This is a genomic window from Lentibacillus songyuanensis (assembly GCF_039548255.1).
Taxonomy (GTDB): Bacteria; Bacillota; Bacilli; order Bacillales; family Amphibacillaceae; genus Lentibacillus_C; species Lentibacillus_C songyuanensis.
On sequence record NZ_JBCLVH010000007.1, the window covers coordinates 71,731 to 91,411 of the forward strand.

At 41.8% G+C, this 19,681-nt stretch carries 17 protein-coding genes; 12 read left to right on the top strand and 5 right to left on the bottom strand.

Annotation, left to right across the window (positions count from 1 at the left end):
• Positions 1-52 precede the first annotated feature (52 nt).
• Positions 53-1,360, top strand: coding sequence for a DRTGG domain-containing protein (locus tag WMZ97_RS09085; RefSeq protein ID WP_343271768.1), 1,308 nt, complete (start codon positions 53-55; stop codon positions 1,358-1,360).
• A 45-nt stretch (positions 1,361-1,405) separates the two neighbouring features.
• Here the strand turns inward: WMZ97_RS09085 and WMZ97_RS09090 are convergent, their stop codons facing one another.
• Positions 1,406-1,705 carry a YtpI family protein gene (locus WMZ97_RS09090; RefSeq protein ID WP_343271769.1) on the bottom strand — a complete coding sequence of 100 codons (300 nt, stop codon included), beginning with the start codon at positions 1,703-1,705 and terminating at the stop codon, positions 1,406-1,408.
• 110 nt (positions 1,706-1,815) lie between these two features.
• On the opposite strand from WMZ97_RS09090, the gene WMZ97_RS09095 reads away from it, so the two are divergent.
• Positions 1,816-2,763: a DHH family phosphoesterase gene (locus WMZ97_RS09095; protein ID WP_343271770.1), complete on the top strand. Its 948-nt coding sequence runs from the start codon at positions 1,816-1,818 to the stop codon at positions 2,761-2,763.
• Positions 2,764-2,820: 57 nt separating this feature from the next.
• Here the strand turns inward: WMZ97_RS09095 and WMZ97_RS09100 are convergent, their stop codons facing one another.
• The 3 genes from WMZ97_RS09100 to WMZ97_RS09110 all read right to left on the bottom strand — a co-directional run bounded on the left by WMZ97_RS09100 (position 2,821) and on the right by WMZ97_RS09110 (position 4,025).
• Positions 2,821-3,018, bottom strand: coding sequence for a hypothetical protein (locus WMZ97_RS09100; protein ID WP_343271771.1), 198 nt, complete (start codon positions 3,016-3,018; stop codon positions 2,821-2,823).
• A gap of 165 nt (positions 3,019-3,183) precedes the next feature.
• Positions 3,184-3,693 (bottom strand): sporulation membrane protein YtrI, encoded by a 510-nt coding sequence (gene ytrI / locus WMZ97_RS09105; protein ID WP_343271772.1) that lies wholly within the window; start codon positions 3,691-3,693, stop codon positions 3,184-3,186.
• The gene (locus tag WMZ97_RS09110; protein ID WP_343271773.1) at positions 3,693-4,025 is read right to left on the bottom strand and encodes a YtrH family sporulation protein; all 333 of its coding nucleotides are present in this window, start codon (positions 4,023-4,025) and stop codon (positions 3,693-3,695) included. Before WMZ97_RS09110 ends, ytrI begins: the two co-directional genes overlap by 1 nt.
• Positions 4,026-4,229: 204 nt before the next feature.
• Between WMZ97_RS09110 and dnaE the strand changes: the two genes are divergently transcribed.
• The 8 genes from dnaE (at position 4,230) to WMZ97_RS09150 (ending at position 15,679) form a co-directional block, all read left to right on the top strand.
• Positions 4,230-7,592: a DNA polymerase III subunit alpha gene (gene dnaE, locus WMZ97_RS09115; protein WP_343271774.1), complete on the top strand. Its 3,363-nt coding sequence runs from the start codon at positions 4,230-4,232 to the stop codon at positions 7,590-7,592.
• Positions 7,593-7,742: 150 nt separating this feature from the next.
• Positions 7,743-8,933: an NAD(P)-dependent malic enzyme gene (locus WMZ97_RS09120; RefSeq protein ID WP_343271864.1), complete on the top strand. Its 1,191-nt coding sequence runs from the start codon at positions 7,743-7,745 to the stop codon at positions 8,931-8,933.
• A 35-nt stretch (positions 8,934-8,968) separates the two neighbouring features.
• Positions 8,969-9,577, top strand: a complete 609-nt coding sequence (locus WMZ97_RS09125) for a FadR/GntR family transcriptional regulator (protein WP_343271775.1) — start codon at positions 8,969-8,971, stop codon at positions 9,575-9,577.
• 277 nt (positions 9,578-9,854) lie between these two features.
• Positions 9,855-10,715, top strand: a complete 861-nt coding sequence (accD, locus tag WMZ97_RS09130; RefSeq protein WP_343271776.1) for an acetyl-CoA carboxylase, carboxyltransferase subunit beta — start codon at positions 9,855-9,857, stop codon at positions 10,713-10,715.
• Entirely contained in the window at positions 10,712-11,671 is a 960-nt protein-coding gene (accA, locus tag WMZ97_RS09135; RefSeq protein WP_343271777.1) for an acetyl-CoA carboxylase carboxyl transferase subunit alpha, read from the top strand. The genes accD and accA overlap by 4 nt, the downstream gene beginning before the upstream one ends.
• Positions 11,672-12,180: 509 nt before the next feature.
• Positions 12,181-13,140, top strand: a complete 960-nt coding sequence (gene pfkA, locus WMZ97_RS09140; RefSeq protein ID WP_343271778.1) for a 6-phosphofructokinase — start codon at positions 12,181-12,183, stop codon at positions 13,138-13,140.
• A gap of 283 nt (positions 13,141-13,423) precedes the next feature.
• On the top strand, positions 13,424-15,184 hold the full coding sequence (pyk, locus tag WMZ97_RS09145) for a pyruvate kinase (RefSeq protein WP_343271779.1): 1,761 nt from the start codon (positions 13,424-13,426) through the stop codon (positions 15,182-15,184).
• 108 nt (positions 15,185-15,292) lie between these two features.
• Positions 15,293-15,679 (top strand): FxsA family protein, encoded by a 387-nt coding sequence (locus WMZ97_RS09150; RefSeq protein WP_343271780.1) that lies wholly within the window; start codon positions 15,293-15,295, stop codon positions 15,677-15,679.
• 3 nt (positions 15,680-15,682) lie between these two features.
• Here WMZ97_RS09150 and ytvI read toward each other — a convergent pair whose 3' ends face one another.
• Complete coding sequence (ytvI, locus tag WMZ97_RS09155; protein ID WP_343271781.1) at positions 15,683-16,789, bottom strand: sporulation integral membrane protein YtvI; 1,107 nt, start codon at positions 16,787-16,789, stop codon at positions 15,683-15,685.
• Between the two features lie 317 nt (positions 16,790-17,106).
• Between ytvI and citZ the strand changes: the two genes are divergently transcribed.
• Complete coding sequence (gene citZ / locus WMZ97_RS09160; protein WP_343271782.1) at positions 17,107-18,219, top strand: citrate synthase; 1,113 nt, start codon at positions 17,107-17,109, stop codon at positions 18,217-18,219.
• Positions 18,220-18,344: 125 nt separating this feature from the next.
• Positions 18,345-19,616 carry an NADP-dependent isocitrate dehydrogenase gene (icd, locus tag WMZ97_RS09165; RefSeq protein ID WP_343271783.1) on the top strand — a complete coding sequence of 424 codons (1,272 nt, stop codon included), beginning with the start codon at positions 18,345-18,347 and terminating at the stop codon, positions 19,614-19,616.
• Positions 19,617-19,681: the final 65 nt, after the last annotated feature.

A 19,681-nucleotide genomic window follows, 5' to 3' on the forward strand; every position in this document is an offset into this window, starting at 1 on the left:
ATAATATGGAATAACCATATAGACTGACACAGTTGAAAGTAGGTGAGGAAACATGGCTACAAAACACGAGCAGATCTTGCAGCATATCATGGGACTGGCTATAGGGAATAAAATATCTGTCCGGCAAATTGCCAAGGACTTGAATGTGAGTGAAGGGACGGCATATCGAGCGATCAAGGAAGCAGAGAATCAAGGCCTGGTAAGTACGATTGAACGTGTGGGGACCATTCGTATTGAAAGAAAAGAGAAAGAAAATTTCGAAAAGCTAACATTTGCAGAAGTTATTAATATTGTTGATGGACAGGTATTAGGCGGTAGAGAAGGGCTGCATAAAACGCTGAGTAAATTTCTGATCGGGGCAATGCAGCTGGAAGCGATGATGCGCTACACGGAAGTTGACTCCCTTTTAATTGTCGGCAACCGAGTGAAAGCGCATGAGCTGGCTATTAAAGCAGGAGCATCCGTATTAATCACGGGTGGATTTGACACGTCTGATCATATTAAAACATTGGCCGATGAAAAACAAATCCCGATCATGTCTACCAGCTATGATACGTTTACCGTTGCAGCAATGATCAACCGGGCCATCTATGACCAGTTAATCAAAAAAGAAATTGTGTTTGTTGAAGACATCGCAACACCGGTTGAGCGTTCGTTTTATTTAAATGCAAAGGATCCATTACAGCGTTGGTATGAACTAAACGAGCAGTCGACCCATAGCCGGTTTCCTGTGGTTGGCGACAAGCAAAAGGTAACAGGAATGGTGACATCAAGAGACGTGATTGGAAAAAACCTGGACACTCGGATCGAAAAAGTAATGACCAAAAATCCAACCGTGGTCCAAGCAAAAACATCCCTCGCCTCGGTTGCCCATATGATGGTGTGGGAAGGAATCGAATTGGTGCCGGTTGTGAATGTGTCGTATGAACTCATGGGGATTGTTTCCCGTCAGGACGTGTTAAAGGCATTACAGCAAATCCAGCGGCAGCCACAAATCGGTGAAACCATCGATGATATCGTCTCATCCAGAATCATGCCACTTGAAAACGATACGACCGTTTTTCAAGCCGACGTAACCCCGCAAATGACCAATCAGCTGGGGACATTATCCAATGGCGTGTTTACGTCATTGATAACCGAGGCTAGCAGCCGATTGCTTCTTGAGATGAAAAAAGGGGATTTGGTTGTCGAAAATATAACCGTATACTTTCTAAAACCAGTACAAATTGATAGTAAGGTGATCATTAAACCACGATTAGTGGATGTGGGCAGAATTTACGCAAAAATTGATGTGGATGTATTTGATGAAAAGCAAATGATTGGAAAAGGGCTGTTAATGGCGCAATTAATTGACCGTTAAAGTGGGGTCGAATATGAAATAAGCTGACCATCTATGATAGTCAGCTCAATTTCCATTCGGATACAATCGTTTCCACTCTTTGCGGTAATGTTTGGATTCCTTCCATCCCAGATTTAATTGCATGCCGCCCAGGATCAAAAAAACGATACCGATAAAAAGGGAAAGCTTTGTTTGATAATATACATATTGATTAATGCCAAACATTAGCACAAATACACCAAGACATATTCGTGATTTGGCGTTAAAATAAGCTTGTGTCAGTTTATCTTTGCTTTTTAAAATAGCAACCTTGTAGTAAATATATAAAACAAGTGCTATTGCAATAATAATCGGCAGAATAACCATACATTTGCCTCCAGCAGTAGATTTAAGAAAATATGTACCATTGTCTATTGTAGCTTGTTTTTAGCGATTAAGCCAGAATAAACTATTTCAACAGACAGGAGAAATAAACCATGAAATTTGATGCGATTATACAGGCTATGAAGGAATACGATACGATTATTATTCATCGGCATGTACGGCCAGACCCCGATGCGATTGGTTCACAAGTTGGTCTATGCCGGTTAATTCAGCATACATATCCAGCAAAGCAGGTGTATGTAGTTGGGGAGGATGAGCCCTCTTTAACGTTTTTGGCCCAAATGGATACAATTGATGACAGTGTCTATTATGGTGCGCTTGTTATTGTTTGTGATACAGCAAATACGGCGCGGATTGATGATTCCCGTTACGATCAGGGAGATAAATTGATTAAAATCGATCACCATCCACAGGTCGATCCATATGGAGATATCATGTGGGTAGATACAAACGCAAGCTCGACAAGCGAAATCATTTACGAGTTATATATGGAGGCAGAGGAACAAGGCTTTCGGATGAATGATGAGGTTGCCAGACTGCTGTATGGGGGGATTGTTGGGGATACAGGACGATTTTTGTTTCCAAGCGCGACCAAGAAAACCTTTCAATATGCCGCTGAACTCGTGTCCTATGATTTTGACCGAACAGCACTATACGATGGAATGTATCGGATCCACGACAACATCGCGCGATTAAAAGGGTACATCCTACAGCATTTTACGTTGACAAAAGCGGGTATGAGCAGTATTAAGCTAACGAAACAATTATTGGATGAATTTCAAGTAACACCGATGGAGACAAGTCAAATCGTTGGAACACTTGGCGATATTGCTGGGATTAAGGCCTGGGTCATGTTTATTGAAGAGGAGGAGTTGATTCGGGTTCGACTTCGCTCAAAAGGCCCCGTTATTAACACGATTGCAGCAAAATATGACGGGGGCGGTCACCCGATGGCTTCAGGGGCAACTGTTGCCGATTGGGAATCAGCTGAGTTGGTCATTCGTGATTTGGAGGAAGTATGTAACAGCTACAAGGAATAAGGTCTGTCAAAACAAAAAAGTGCTGGTTTCCCGGGCAAGAAATCAGCACTCAATCCATCAACCGCTTACTTTTTCCGGAAGTGGTATAAACCAGCATCCTGCATCGGTTTGGTCGTAAGAAACATGTAGCTGCTGCCTGTCGATTTCGCGCTTGATAAGTCGAATTAATTCACCTGATTCGGCATAGGCCGTTTGCCCGGATTTGAGCTGTTTGATTTTTTCATCCCGGATTTGATTCTCTGGCATGATAAGCATGCTTACCACTCCTTTCAGCTAAAAGTAGTATATGAAGATGGGGGATAGATGTAACCTGATTTTTTGAATTTTCATGTTGAGGTGTTTAGGAAGATTACTTTCTACGTTCATTATATAAGAAAAGGCCACTCTGCACCATGGTTTTTAGAAAATTTCATTAAATATTCACGTTTGACTGCTTGATTCTGCTTTGACGCTAATCTTTATGGTTTTGGCTATCGTTAGTCTCGTTACGGTAAAATGATAGCTGAAATCATCAATGGCGAATTCTTTGTTTTCAATGGTCCCGGTTAACAGCTGATCACTCTCTGAGACAACACTTACTTCCTTGCCGACAACGTGTTTAATTTCTTCTTTGATTATTTCTTCCATTTGGTATACGACTAATTGGCTTAACTTCAATTCCTGATCATTGGCAATCGTGACCTCAATCGATTCGACCGTTAATTTTTCCTTGTTTTTTTCATCGAGATCTTTTTTATCTTCTAATAGTGCATCATTTTGATTTCTTAGCTCCGTTACCTGTGATTTTAACTGCTGGTTGTACTCCAGTAATCGTTCATACATGGTGTTGTACATGTAGGCAAAAACACAATAGGCCACAACCCCGCCAATGAGAGCTCCTACGAAAAAACGCTGCCAGCTTGCTTGTTTGTGGTAGGGTGGGATATGCATTAGTTTACATCCTCCTGGATAAACCAGCTAATTAGGATAATTGCCGTTTTGACGCCTCCCATGGCAGACAGGATTAATAGTACCTGTTTGAACACGTCCAAGGTATGCCCATCAAGCAACCCTTTTTCAAAATTGGCGATTGCATCAAACGTTCCCCCGATTGCTGCGACAATAGCCCAAATTCGCAATCGTTTGGCGATATGCCCCATTGCCGTAAATGGTGCATCCCCTGTAGCAAATGAACCAATACTGCCAATGATTGTTCCACCGATGAGAACACCGAATGCAATAAAGTAACAATGAATGAATGAAGCTATAAATCGTTCTTCCATCGATATGCTCTCCCTTATTTATGCATGCTTTTCCCATTATATGTTGGATAAGGACAAGATATGTTAATGACAAAGGACAGGTATGCACGATTGTGTATGTAAATGGTATCAGCTTCTTGTGTATCATTCCCAGAACAGCTCACACATGCATACCAACAGTATGTTCGTTATAATTAAGAAGAGAGAAGGAAAAGGCGGGATCGTATGTCATCGTTTACACATTTACAAATACATAGTGGATACAGTTTGATGAATAGTACCATCACGATTGATAAGCTGGTCAATCAGGCAAAAGAGCTGGCTTTTCCTGCACTGGCACTTACCGATGACCAGGTATTATATGGCGCCATCCCTTTCTATCAAGCATGCGAGCGGGAAGGAATCAAAGCCATTATAGGTATGACGGTTTACGTGACTGGCAATGAACAGCAAGAATCCGAACGATGTATCTTACTAGCAAAAAATAATCAAGGCTATAAACAGCTCGTTGCTTTATCGACATATTTGCAAACAAACCAATATTCAGCGATTGATAAAGAGGAATTAGCCCCATACATGGCGGATCTGATCGGGATATTACCGACTGCAACATCCCAACTGGCACGGTTACTTCAATCAGATTCCCAGGAAGCCATCCATCACTATGTCACAACCTGGGCAACATGCTTTTCGCAAGGGGATTTTTATATAGGGGTGTCCGATCATGGGAGTGAGTCAGATCAAGTCGTTCGCAAGGAACTAAAAAACTATCAAGCAAGCTATCCCGTACCGATCGTTGCGGTGAATGATGTACGGTATCTGCATAAAAAAGATGATATCGCCCTGGATTGTTTGCGGGCAATCAAAAATGGGAAAGAATGGCCGTTTTATTTGACCGACCCAGACTTAAGGAATCATCATTTGCGTACAGCCGCTGAAATGGAAGCCGTGTTTGCTGATTGGCCGGAGGTGTTAACTGCAACGGAAGAAATCAGCAATCGTTGTACGGTAACGTTTGATTTCACTGCCAGAATGCTACCGTCGTATCCGATTCCGGAACAAATGGACGCACATACCTATCTGGAAAAGCTTTGTTGGAATAACCTGGAACAAAAATATCCAAACCGCACTGAAACAGTTACGGACCGATTAAGCTATGAACTACAGGTTATTCAATCGATGCAATTTAGCGACTATTTTTTGATTGTGGCTGATTTCATTGCTTTTGCAAAAAAAAATCAGATTATGGTTGGACCGGGAAGGGGATCTGCTGCGGGGTCACTTGTTGCGTATGTGTTAGGAATTACCGAGGTTGACCCGCTTCGATATAACTTATTGTTTGAACGTTTCCTTAACCCAGAGCGAGTGACGATGCCAGATATTGATGTTGACTTCTCGGATCATCGGCGTGATGAGGTAATTGAATATGTCCGAAATAAATATGGGGCGGAGCATGTTGCACAGATCATTACGTTTGGAACGTTTGCAGCCCGTTCGTTATTAAGAGAATTGATAAAAACGATGGGAATTGATAAGCAAGATGCCCAATTTATCCTACAGGAAATACCTGTACATCATCATAAATCACTGGTGGAATATATCCAGCAATCCCCTGATTTAAAGCAATATATTAAACAGTCGGAGCAACTAAAAATTTTATTTGCGATTGCGATTGTATTAGAAGGGTTGCCGCGGCATATTTCCACTCACGCAGCTGGCGTTGTCATCAGTGAACAGCCGCTAGTGGAGCATGTTCCATTGACGATTGGTGCAAATGATACCGGGTTAACACAATATCCAATGAACGATTTGGAAGCACTCGGATTATTAAAAATGGATTTTTTGGGGTTGCGTAACCTAACGCTTATGGAACGAATCATGCAAACGATATACAACACGATGAAACAAACCGTTCGCTTGGAAGAATTACCAGCGGATGACCCAGCGACATATGCTTTGTTGCAACAAGGGATGACAAATGGGATTTTCCAACTGGAGTCACAAGGGATGAAGGAGGTTTTAACGAGATTAAAGCCATCATCATTTGAAGATATTGTGGCTGTTAACGCCTTGTATCGCCCGGGACCGATGGAATATATTGATGTCTACATTGCCCGCAAGCATCACCAGGAAAAAGTAACCTATGCCCACCCGGATCTGGAAAGTATTTTACAAACAACATATGGTGTGTTGGTATACCAGGAGCAAATCATGCAAATCGCCCATAAAATTGCCGGTTTTTCTTTAGGAGAAGCAGATATTCTGCGACGTGCAGTCAGTAAGAAGCAGGAACATGTGATGGCAAAACAACAAACAGCATTCATCCAGGGGTGCTTGAATAATGGTTATGACGAAACGGTTGCAGAAGAGATTTTTGCTTGGATTGTTAAGTTTTCGAACTATGGTTTTAATCGAAGTCACGCGGTTGCCTATAGTATGGTTGCCTATAGGCTTGCGTATTTAAAAGCACATTACCCGGTTAGTTTCTTTGCCGAACTTCTTAGCTCTGTCGCCAATCAGCAGGATAAAGTCAGAGCTTATATAAACGAAGCGAAGGCTTGTGGATTACGTGTTTTAGCACCTTCGATCAATTCGAGCTTTGGGAAATATACGGTGGAACACGATCATATTCGCATGGGGCTTTTGTCGATCAAGGGGATCGGCAATCAAGTGGTCAAAGAAATCGTTCGAGCCCGGAAACAAGGAAAGTTTAAAAATATATTTGATTTTTGTCTGCGTGTTTCGTTAACGATTATTAACCGGCAAGTATTGGAAGTGCTCGTACTTGCTGGGGCATTTGATGAAACGTACCGTAATCGTGCCAGTTTATTAGCGTCGATTGACCAGTCCTTGGAGCAAGGGGAGCTATTTCGTGAATTTCAAGGCCAATCTTCATTGTTTCAGGGAGAAATCGAACTGGAAGCAACATATGTACCAATGGACGACCTGACGATTATGACTAAATTGGCTGATGAAAAGGAATTACTGGGTGTATATTTGTCGAGTCACCCGTTAACAGCTTACCGCAGTGCCCTTAGCAGTCATGGATATTGTACGCTAATGAATGCAAGTCAAAGGATTGGTCAACGGAATGTGAAGAGCGCGGTTGTTGTTCAATCGATAAAAAACATTCGAACAAAACGCGGGGATCCCATGGCATTTTTAACAGTTGGTGATGAGACAAATGAGATGGAGGCAGTCGTGTTTCCAGACGTATTTCGATCGACAAGGTCATTGTTAGCAGAAGAAAGCCTTATTTTGATGAAAGGAAAGATAGAATCACGAAATAATCGTGTGCAATGGCTCGTGAATGATGTGCGGCCGTTTGATGAGTCATTAGAACCGATGAAACCAACGAAACGATTATTTATTAAAATGGGTGCCCAAAACAGTGAAGATGCGCTGAAAAAAGTGAAAAATATTGCCCGCGCATTTCCAGGCAATACACCAATTATTATTTATACGATGGAGACAAAACAAACATTCCAATTAGCAAAAGCGTATAATATACATCCGGTTCCCGCATGTATACAAGCACTAGGTTCCTATTTTGGCAAGGATAATGTCGCGCTAGACAAACCGAAGTAATGATAGCACTTTACTTTACACCATCTAGTCATCTGTTATAATAAAATAATCGAATGGTCAGACCACTTCGTTAGAGAACAAAGGAAAAGAAGGAGCGGATAATCTGTGGCAAATTTGAGAGAAGAAGCATTGCATTTGCATAAAAAAAATATGGGGAAATTGACGACACAATCCAAAGTGGCAGTGAAAAATGCCAGAGATTTAAGCCTGGCATATTCGCCATGGGTTGCTGAACCATGTAAAGAAATCCATGATCGACCAGAGTCGGTATATGATTATACGATGAAGGGAAATATGGTGGCGGTTGTTAGTAATGGTTCTGCCGTTCTCGGGCTTGGCAATATTGGACCAGAAGCAGCATTGCCAGTAATGGAAGGAAAATCGGTTTTGTTTAAAACGTTTGCCGGTGTTGATTCTTTCCCAATTTGCTTAAATTCCGACCGTATTGATGAAATCGTCCAAGCTGTAAAAATGATGGAGCCAACATTTGGTGGCGTCAATTTAGAAGATATTGCTGCTCCTAATTGTTTTGAGATTGAAGAGCGGCTAAAGAAAGAGACAAAGATTCCAATTTTCCATGACGATCAGCATGGGACTGCTATTGTAACAGTTGCCGGTTTGATCAATGCGCTTAAACTGGTTGGGAAATCCTTCTCGGAAATTAAGGTTGTTGCCAACGGTGCCGGTGCAGCAGGGATTGCAATTATCAAATTGCTTCATCACTTTGGCGTTCGTGAAATGATTATGTGTGACTCAAAGGGTGCCATTTATGAAGGACGTCCATATGGCATGAATGAAGTCAAAGATCAAGTCGCAAAAATGACGAATAAAGATAATAAAGAAGGTAATTTAGAGGAAGTGCTGGAAGGTGCTGACGTATTTATTGGGGTATCTGTTGCTGGATTATTGACAAAAGAAATGGTAGCAAAAATGAACGATGATCCTGTTATTTTTGCAATGGCCAATCCAGATCCGGAAATTATGCCTGAAGATGCCAAAGAAGCAGGAGCAAAGGTAATTGGCACGGGGCGATCAGACTACCCAAACCAGGTAAACAATGTACTGGCATTTCCAGGAATCTTCCGTGGAGCACTTGATGTACGAGCTACGCGAATAAACGAAAAGATGAAAGTAGCTGCTGCTGAGGCGATTGCTTCCCTAATTACGGATGAGGAATTGAGTACGGATTATGTGATTCCAGCGCCATTTGATGGTCGGGTTGCACCATTAGTAGCATCCAGTGTTGCCAAAGCAGCAATGGAATCCGGTGTTGCCAGAATCGAAGTCGATCCAGAAGCGGTTGCAGAGAAAACGAGACAGCTGACAATAGATCCTGATTGAGATGAACAACCTCTGTAAAGGAGTGAAATAGGCTTGTGCCTATATCGTTAAAACAAAAAGTTTACCAAGGTGTGCTACAAGAGATTCGCAAGTTTATTGATATTCACGATTTGAAGCCCGGTGATAAACTTCCATCTGAACGTGAGCTTTCCGAGACACTGCACGCAGGCCGTTCGTCAGTTCGGGAGGCTTTACGTGCGATGGAATTACTAGGGCTGATTGAGACTAGGCATGGGGAAGGCACCTATTTAAGTACGTATCGTCCATATCAGACGGTAGAACTTCTATCATCTTTTATCCTGCGGGAAAACAGTACAAAGAACGATCTAGTGATGGCCAAACGCATCATGGAGAAGGAAGCAGCAAAACTCGCCTATCACCGTTTAACGGATAACGATATCGAAGAATTGACAATGCTTGTACAGGCTGATGGTACCGATTTAAACCAGAAACATTTTGCGTTTTTTCAATACTTGTTTGAGAAAGTGGAGAACTTGTTACTTGCAAAAATCTGGTATTTGATGGAAGAGTTTTCCTTTACTGTGGGCATGCATCATTATCAAAAAGCGTTTTATATTGATTTGATTCGTATTTATACAGATAAACAATACCCATCCATCGAAGTATTATGGAGCAAAATTTAAGTATATGAAGAATAGTGCCTAATGATGGGCCTGCCATGTAATGGGATTAGTCAAAACTAGACTCAGCTGGGCTATCATCCCGTTATACATAATGATTGAAAAGTTAATCGTATTCGACAAGTTATGATACCTTTTTTAATTTCTAATCGTTATACTATACGAAGCTCTTACCACGCATTAATGGGCTGTAATATCCCCACTGAATGAAGTTTCAATATATGAAAGCATCTTAGGTTAGGTTAAGGGTGCTTGTTGGTTTAAAAAGGAGGAAATAACCTTGCTTAAAGATTTTTTTGGCAAGCGAAAGAAATATGCATCCATTCCGAGTGAAGAAGGAAAAATTGATGTTCCTGAAGGATTAATGAAAAAATGTGAAGGATGTCATAAAATCTATTATCGTAAAGAAATGAAGAAAAATATGAATGTTTGCCCAAATTGTGGTTATCATCATTCGTTACAGGCCTGGGATCGGATTGATAGTTTATTCGATGAGGATACATTCAAGGAATGGGATCAGCAGCTGGTCTCGGATAACCCGCTGGGATTCCCCGGGTATGAGCAGAAACTGGAGAAGGATCGGAATAAGACAGGACTAAATGAGGGTGTCGTCACGGGAAAAGGAACCATCAATGGACAAGCTTCGGCGTTTGCAGTGATGGATTCGAGTTTCCGAATGGGCAGTTTAGGATCGGTTATGGGTGAAAAGATCGCCAGGGCAATCGAAAATGCCCGAACAGAGTCTTTGCCATTTATCATTTTTACTGCTTCTGGTGGTGCGAGAATGCAAGAAGGTGTATTAAGCTTAATGCAAATGGCGAAAACATCTACCGCCATCAAACGGTTCAGTAATGAAAAGGGGTTAATGATTTCTATTATGACTCATCCAACAACGGGCGGGGTTTCTGCTAGTTTCGCCTCGTTAGGTGATTATAATTTTGCCGAGCCTGGGGCATTAATTGGCTTTGCGGGGAGACGAATCATTGAACAAACAATCCGTGAGAAACTTCCGGAAGATTTCCAAACGGCGGAGTTCTTATTTAAGCATGGCCAATTGGATCAGGTTGTCCATCGACATGATCTAAAAACATTGCTGACAACATTGCTTGCCATGCATCAGAAAGGTGGAGTGAACGCGTGAAACAAGTATTGGAATTCGAAAAACCAATTGTGAACCTGAAAGATAAAATCACGGAGCTGAAAAATTTCACGCAAGACAGTGAGATTGACTTGACAGAAGAAATAAAGACGTTAGAACAACGATTGGCAACATTGGAAGAAGATATATACACCAATCTAAAACCTTGGGATCGCGTACAAATGGCTCGTCATCAAGACAGACCAACCTCACTTGATTATATTGCTGAGCTGTTCACCGATTTTATTGAATTTCATGGGGATCGTTATTACGGTGATGATGAAGCAATTGTAGCTGGTATTGCTTACTACCAAGAGAAACCAGTAACTGTTATTGGTCATCAGCGTGGAAAAGATACGAAGGACAACATTCGCCGAAACTTTGGTATGCCACATCCTGAAGGGTACCGAAAAGCATTACGTCACATGAAACAAGCGGAAAAGTTTGGCCGGCCGATTGTTTGTTTTATTGATACGAAAGGTGCTTATCCTGGTAAAGCTGCCGAAGAACGCGGGCAAAGTGAAGCAATTGCCAAAAACTTGATGGAAATGGCCGGATTAACCGTGCCGATTGTTTGTATTGTTATTGGTGAAGGTGGAAGTGGCGGTGCCTTGGGGTTAGGTATTGGTGACCACATACACATGCTGGAAAATTCAACGTATTCGGTCATTTCTCCTGAGGGTGCAGCAGCACTTTTATGGAAAGATTCCAATTTGGCACAGCGGGCAGCGGAAACAATGAAAATTACATCGTATGATTTACAGGAGCTTGGTATTATTGAGCAAATAATTCCAGAACCAAGGGGTGGTGCTCACCGGGATCTGAAACAGCAAGCAGCGAATATTGCCCCAGTTTTGCAGCAGTCCCTGGCCGAATTAACAAATGTATCTGCCGATGAGTTACTTGAAAATAGATGGCAAAAATATAAACAAATTGGCAGTTATACAGAAATGCAATAATTAAATTTTTCTCCTATGGATGGGTATGTTATCCCGCCTTAACGGGCAGTAAGATCCCCACTTCAAGATTTTGAGGTAAAACGAAAAAAGATAAGTGGGGGTCAACTGCATGACAAAGGTCTGATTCGGTTCGGGCCTCACGATGCAGGTCACAAAGGCGTTGCAACTCAAACGCCTGAGAACTTAGCCTTTGTTCCACTATTCAGTGGGGGAGAAAGGGCAGGCTAAAAGCGTCACGTCCTTATGCCTTCGCCTGCACTAGCACGTCTGAGTGCGTCGAAAACCCCCACTGAATGAAGTTTCACTTTATACGCAGAGGAAACGGAATGGTAAACAAATGGATGATGCCATTCCATTTCCTGTTTACATAGAACAATTGTGCAGGAAAGAAGTTGAGCGTAATTTCCTGTAACAACTGACTCAGTTCATTTGATATTTTGGCTTATCCGGATTATGTTTTATAATAGAGACATAACAAATTAAGAGATTGTACAGCCTGAGGTGAAGGTATGAAAAAAATAGGAGTTTTAACAAGTGGTGGTGACGCCCCCGGTATGAATGCTGCCATTCGTGCTGTCGTTAGAAAGGCTATTTACCATGGGCTTGATGTCTATGGAATAAAGAATGGTTACCAGGGGCTCATTGATGGGAATATCGAAAAAATGCAAGTTGGATCGGTTGGCGATATTATCCACCGTGGCGGAACAATACTTCGGTCTGCTAGATGCGATGAATTTAAGACCAATGAAGGGCAGGAAAAAGGCATTGCCCAGTTAAAGAAATTCGGGATTGATGGATTGATTGTTATTGGCGGTGATGGCAGTTTTCATGGAGCCCAAAAACTGACGGAAAAGGGATACCCATGTATTGGTGTACCAGGAACGATTGATAACGATATTGCCGGTACTGATTTTACGATTGGTTTTGATACCGCGCTAAACACGATTATTGAAGCAATTGATAAGATTCGCGATACCGCTACATCCCATGAGCGCACCTATATTATCGAGGTGATGGGAAGAGATGCTGGGGACTTGGCGTTGTGGGCAGGACTTGCCGATGGAGCGGAAAGTATTCTCATTCCGGAGAAGCCGGATGATTTCGAGGATGTGATCACACGACTTAAGCGTGGACATGAGCGTGGGAAAAAACATAGTATCATCGTTTTGGCCGAGGGTGTTGGCAGTGGTTTTGCTTATGGAGAGCGAATTAAGAAAGCAACAGATCTGGAAACCCGGGTTACCGTGTTGGGTTATATACAGCGAGGTGGATCTCCAACAGCACAGGATCGAGTGTTAGCCAGCCGTCTAGGTGCACGAGCAGTGGATATTTTGTTGGACGGGAAGGCTGGTCGTATGGTTGGAATCGAGAATAATATGTTGGTCGATCATGACCTGCATGAAATCTTATCACGCGAGCACCACCTCCATACAGACATGTATCAATTATCAAAGGAATTATCAATATAGTGCACGAAGGCGGAAGTGCCCGTTTAGCGTCATATGGACTGTGCCCTGCCATGCAGGGTGGTTCAGTGTTGCTGCGCAAAGCAGCGGTTTTAACTGAACATTCCTTCGTAGGAGATAAAGGAAACATGCCCCTTCATAGGGGGATGCCGACGTTGGGCGCAAAGCCCGTTTTTAGTCGGCCTTCCTTCTTCAGCGATGTTGACTTATCGTACGAAGGTGGGTGTTGGCCACTAGTCGTTGGGCGCTAAAGCCGGACGAATTACAGAAAGGGATGGATAGCACAATGAGAAAAACAAAAATTGTATGTACGATTGGACCCGCGTCTGAATCGATTGATACGCTGGAAAAACTGATTCACTCTGGCATGAATGTTGCTCGTTTGAATTTTTCCCATGGAGACTTTGATGAACATGGTTATCGAATTGAAAATATTAAACAAGCTGCAAAAAAAACGGGTCAGACAGTGGCAATATTACTGGATACCAAAGGACCGGAAATTAGAACAGGGACGTTCGAAAATGGCGAAGCAGAATTAACTAGGGGAAGTATCGTGTATGTATCCATGGAAGAAATGGTCGGAACTGCTGAACGTTTCTCAATTACGTATCCTGGCTTAATCGATGATGTGTTTGAAGGTTCCAAGATCTTACTTGACGATGGGTTGATCGAATTAGAAGTGCTGGAGGTCAACAAACAACGCAACGAGTTAAAAACAAAAGCATTGAACTCTGGTATGATTAAGAATAAAAAAGGTGTCAATGTACCCAATGTGAAAGTGAATTTACCGGGGATTACCGATAAAGATGCTAACGATATTGCGTTCGGCATTGAACAGGGAATCGATTTTATTGCTGCCTCATTTGTTCGCAGGCCTTCGGATGTCTTGGAGATTAGAGAATTGCTGGAAAAAAATAACGCTGCACATATCCAGATCATTCCAAAGATAGAAAACCAGGAAGGCGTTGACAATATTGACGAGATCCTGGAAGTATCTGATGGAATTATGGTTGCACGCGGTGATTTAGGTGTGGAAATTCCAGCTGAAGATGTTCCGCTTGTGCAAAAGAAATTAATTCATAAATGTAATACAGCAGGGAAACCAGTCATTACCGCAACACAAATGCTTGATTCGATGCAACGGAATCCAAGGCCAACTCGGGCAGAATCGTCTGATGTTGCTAATGCCATATTTGATGGTACCGATGCGATTATGCTGTCGGGAGAAACAGCTGCCGGACAGTATCCGGTTGAATCTGTGTCAACCATGAACAATATTGCATTGAAGACAGAAACAGCACTGGATCATAAACAAATCTTGACCAATCGTTCTAAATCCGCTGATATGACGATAACCGATGCAATTAGTCAGTCGGTCACTCATACAGCGATGAATTTATCGGTGAATGCGATTATTACACCGACGGAAAGTGGAAATACTGCACGGATGATTTCGAAATACCGTCCAGAAGCTCCAATTGTCGCTGTAACTGTGTCCGAATTGGTGAATCGGCAACTATCTTTGGTTTGGGGCGTACATGCCATCATGGGAAACCGAGCGACGTCAACAGACGAAATGCTTGATATTGCCGTTGACCGTGGACTAAACAGTAAGATAATCCAACGTGGCAGCCGTGTTATTATTACGGCTGGTGTCCCTGTTGGTGAATCCGGTACGACGAACTTAATGAAGGTCCATGTCATTGGTGATGTTGTAGCCAAAGGTCAGGGAATTGGCAGACGTAGTGCATTCGGAAAAGTGGCTGTGGCAAAAAATGCAGAAGATGCGATCGCCAAGACGGAAGACGGGGATATTATTGTCACCTATGGTACCGATCGTGATATGATGCCAGCGATTGAAAAGTGCGGTGGTATTGTAACCGAAGAAGGTGGATTAACTTCACATGCAGCAGTGGTTGGACTTAGCCTTGGGATTCCGGTTATTGTTGGGGTGAAAAATGTACTTGATTTAGTAACGGATGGGGAAGATATTACGATCGACTCAGCTAAAGGAGATATATACAAAGGGCATGCCAGCGTATTATAATGCACATTTGGTCCTTTGTTACAGTGCTTTTTGTCAAGGCAGACTAACAAAATGAAGGGGGTATCCCCTTCATTTTTGCATAAACAGGTGTGGAGAGGGTGAGCGAGTTTGCGTTTAATACTGCTTTTATTTTTGATTGTCCCTGCACTGGAGATTGGTGTATTTGTATGGGCAGGTGGAATCATCGGTCCATGGTGGGTTGTTTTTATAATTATATTAACGGGTGTACTTGGTATAACGATTGCGAAAAACCAAGGAATGGAAACATGGCGGCGCGCTCAGCTGCAGATGAACGAAGGATACGCCCCAACAAATGAAATTGTAGATGGAATCTGTATCTTTATTGGGGCAGTTCTATTGTTTACTCCTGGCTTTATTACAGATACGGCTGGCTTTCTATTGGTATTGCCCTGGACAAGAATACCGCTTAGAGGCTGGGTGTATCGGTTGATAAAAAACAAAATGGGTAAAGGTACCATTATCTATCGTAAATAGTAATCAACCTTTAATAAATTGCCAAACCTGCGTAAAAACTCCAGCCTGTTGCAGCGCATTTAACAGGACGACAATAATTGGGGCAAGCAGCAATCCGACGATCCCCCATAGCTGTACAGCAATAAAAACGGCAATCAGGAGTGGCAATGGATGTACCCCAATGGAGGATGATAACAGTTTTGGCTCGATAATCTGTCTGCTGATCACAATAACCATGTAGAGAATGGACAGGCTGATTGTCATTGGGTAATCGGCAGCAAGAAACAAATAGATGATCCATGGGATAAAAATAATGCCGGTTCCCAGGTACGGGAGCAAATCGACCCCTGAAGCAATCAAAGCAATGGTCAGTGCATGATCTACATGGATTATTTTTAGCCCAATAAAAATGATCGCCCCTGTTATGGAAATGAGGATTATTTGTGCTTTGATAAAGCCGAATAAAGCTCTTTTTAAATGTGACCAAATATTACGGGTGCTGTCATTTGCGGCTGCCGGTATTTTGGTTTTTAGTTTTTGGTGAAAAAGATCCCAGTCTTTGGTAATAAAAAAACTAGCTAAAACGATAAATATGAGTACCGCAAATGATGTAGGCAGCCATTGCACAAAAGCTGGAATTTTCAATAGTAAATCTTTTAACACAACTGTTCCAGTGGAAGCAAGATTGTTTGCTATTTGTTGGATATGCTGTTGAATCACCCTTTGCTGCTCCGGATCTAATGCATGCAGCAAAGAAGCGATTTTATGATAAGCCGGAAGAATATGATTTTCCAAAAACACCTCCACATACGATATAAACAGATTAAAGTGTGCAGGCACTACTTCAGCCAGATAAATGGTCCCCTGAATGAATTCGGAAATGATAAGAATAATACTACCAAGGATAATTGTAAATAGCACCATTAATGCAACAAGTGTCGCCAATGATCGCGGAAACTTTAATCTTTTTTCCAATCCCGTGACAATTGGGTTGATGATGCATGAAAGAATAACTGCCACAATAATCGGGTATATGTATACCAAGGTGTAACGTATGGACAGGTATATGCCAAGAATAATTGCGATGATAAATAAGAATCGTAATATGGCATGCATTCTTAGCTTGTACACTTTTTCACCTCATTACTGCGAATAAATACTTGTTCTTATTTATGTATGTAACTGTGCCCAGAAATAGAATGACTTTCTAGCAGGATGTCAACAATTATTTTCCAAAAAATGGATATATCCCCCTGTATTTGCGTATGAAATGAACATTTTGTGAAAAATATTAATGGTTTTAATCGCTTTCGATTCACTTTGTTCTTGGAATACTTTATAATTAGCGTTGGGGATGACAACTTGTATTTTTTATAAGGAGTGTTGTCACAAATATTCCATAACTGTTTGTCAGTAGCAGCAAATTATAGAAAAGGAGAGGGTTTGTTATGACAACAAAAGGGCTTGAAGGAGTTGTAGCAACTCAATCGTCAATTAGTTCCATTATTGATGATCAACTTACATATGTTGGTTACAGAATTGATGATCTTGCAAAGCATTCCAGTTTTGAAGAAGTGGTTTATTTATTATGGAATTTAAAACTTCCAACGAAGCAAGAACTGGATGCTTTTAAGGCGGACTTGGCCGCAAACATGGAAATACCAGATGCTGTTATTAAGCATTTGTATTCCTATGATTTGTCCAAGGTACATCCAATGGCAGCATTACGAACAGCAGTATCACTCTTGGGGTTGTACGATGAAGAGGCGGATGTCATGGAAGAGGCAGCCAACAAACGTAAAGCTCTAAGGATCCAAGCAAAAATGGCGACGGTAGTTACTGCGTTTGCTAGAATTCGTAAAGGGAAAGAACCGGTTCAACCGAAAAAAGAGTTAGGGTTTGCAGCGAATTTCCTTTATATGTTAAATGGGAAAGAAGCAAATGACATCGAAGTGGAGGCAATCAACAAAGCACTTGTGTTGCATGCTGATCATGAGTTGAATGCATCAACCTTCACTGCCCGCGTTTGTGTTGCTACATTATCCGATATTTATTCCGGGATTACTGCTGCAATTAGTGCATTAAAAGGACCGCTTCATGGTGGGGCAAATGAGCGTGTTATGGCAATGCTGACAGAGATTGGTGAAGTGGAAAACGCTATTCCATATATTAAAGAAAAAATAGCAAATAAAGAAAAAATCATGGGTATGGGTCATCGGGTTTATCGAAATGGCGATCCTCGTGCTAAGCATTTAAAACATATGTCAAAAGAATTAACAAAAATCACGGGCCAAACAAAATGGTATGATATGTCCGTGAAAATAGAAGAATTTATCAAAGAAGAAAAAGGGCTGCCAGCAAATGTTGATTTCTATTCAGCATCGGTTTATCACAGTCTGGGAATTGATCATGATTTATTTACACCAATTTTCGCAACGAGCCGTGCTTCCGGATGGCTGGCGCATATTTTGGAACAATATAGCAATAATCGTCTCATTCGTCCACGTGCCGAATATATTGGTCCGAAAACACAGGATTATGTTGCAATCGAAAATCGCTAAGTAATATTCGAGAAGCTGGGGGTGTGCCGCAAGCCTTGTCGGCGATTGGTTTCTCCCAGCTGTTATCACGTTTTGTTAAAATATGATAGAATAGAATCCGTATGAAAGTATGAGGAGGTTTTTTTATGTCACAGGGAGAAAAAATCACAGTTGAAAATGGAACAATGAACGTTCCAGATCGTCCAATTATTCCATTTATCGAAGGGGATGGAACGGGTCCAGATATTTGGGCTGCAGCAAAACGGGTTATCGAGGCTGCGGTCGAAAAGGCATATAACGGTACGAAGTCAATTGATTGGAAAGAAGTGTATGCAGGTCAAAAAGCATTCGATAAAACGGGAGAATGGCTGCCTGATGAAACACTTAACATGATTAATGAATACAAAATTGCAATTAAAGGCCCGCTTACCACTCCAATTGGCGGTGGAATCCGTTCGTTAAACGTGGCATTGCGTCAAAAGCTTGATTTATTTACATGCTTACGTCCAGTACGCTATTTTGACGGTGTACCATCACCTGTTAAGCGTCCTGAAGAAGTGGATATGGTCATTTTCCGTGAAAACACCGAAGATATTTATGCTGGAATTGAATGGCAAAAAGGCTCTCCAGAAGTGAAGAAGGTTATTGACTTCTTAACAAACGAAATGGATGTACATAATATCCGTTTTCCGGAAACTTCCGGTATAGGTGTTAAACCTGTATCAGAAGAAGGAACAAAACGTCTTGTCCGTGCAAGCATCCAATATGCGTTGAATGAAGGACGTAAGAGTGTGACACTTGTTCATAAAGGAAACATTATGAAATTTACAGAAGGCGCATTTAAGGCTTGGGGCTATGAGGTTGCGGAGCAAGAGTTTGGTGATCAAACATTTACATGGGCAGAATATGACCGTATCGTTGAGAAAGATGGCAAAGATGCTGCCAATAAGGCACAGGATGAAGCGGTAGCTGCTGGCAAGATTATTGTCAAAGACGCCATTGCTGATATCTTCCTGCAGCAAATCCTGACTCGTCCGGCTGAATTTGATGTTGTTGCTACCATGAACCTTAACGGGGATTATATTTCAGATGCCTTAGCAGCACAGGTTGGCGGTATTGGAATTGCACCAGGAGCTAATATCAACTATGATACTGGACATGCTATTTTTGAAGCAACCCATGGTACTGCACCGAAATATGCTGGCTTAGATAAAGTCAACCCATCTTCCGTCATTCTTTCTGGAAGTTTAATGCTTGAGCATTTAGAATGGAGAGAAGCAGCTAACTTAATTGCCAAAGCAATGGATAAAACCATCGCATCGAAAGTAGTAACCTATGACTTCGCCCGTCTAATGGATGGTGCAACAGAAGTCAAATGCTCCGAATTCGGTGACGAACTTATTAAGAATATGGATTAATTTCAAAAACGGATGCGCCCGTATAGTGACTTTGATAACTACGGGCGAATTCGTTTTAATTGTAT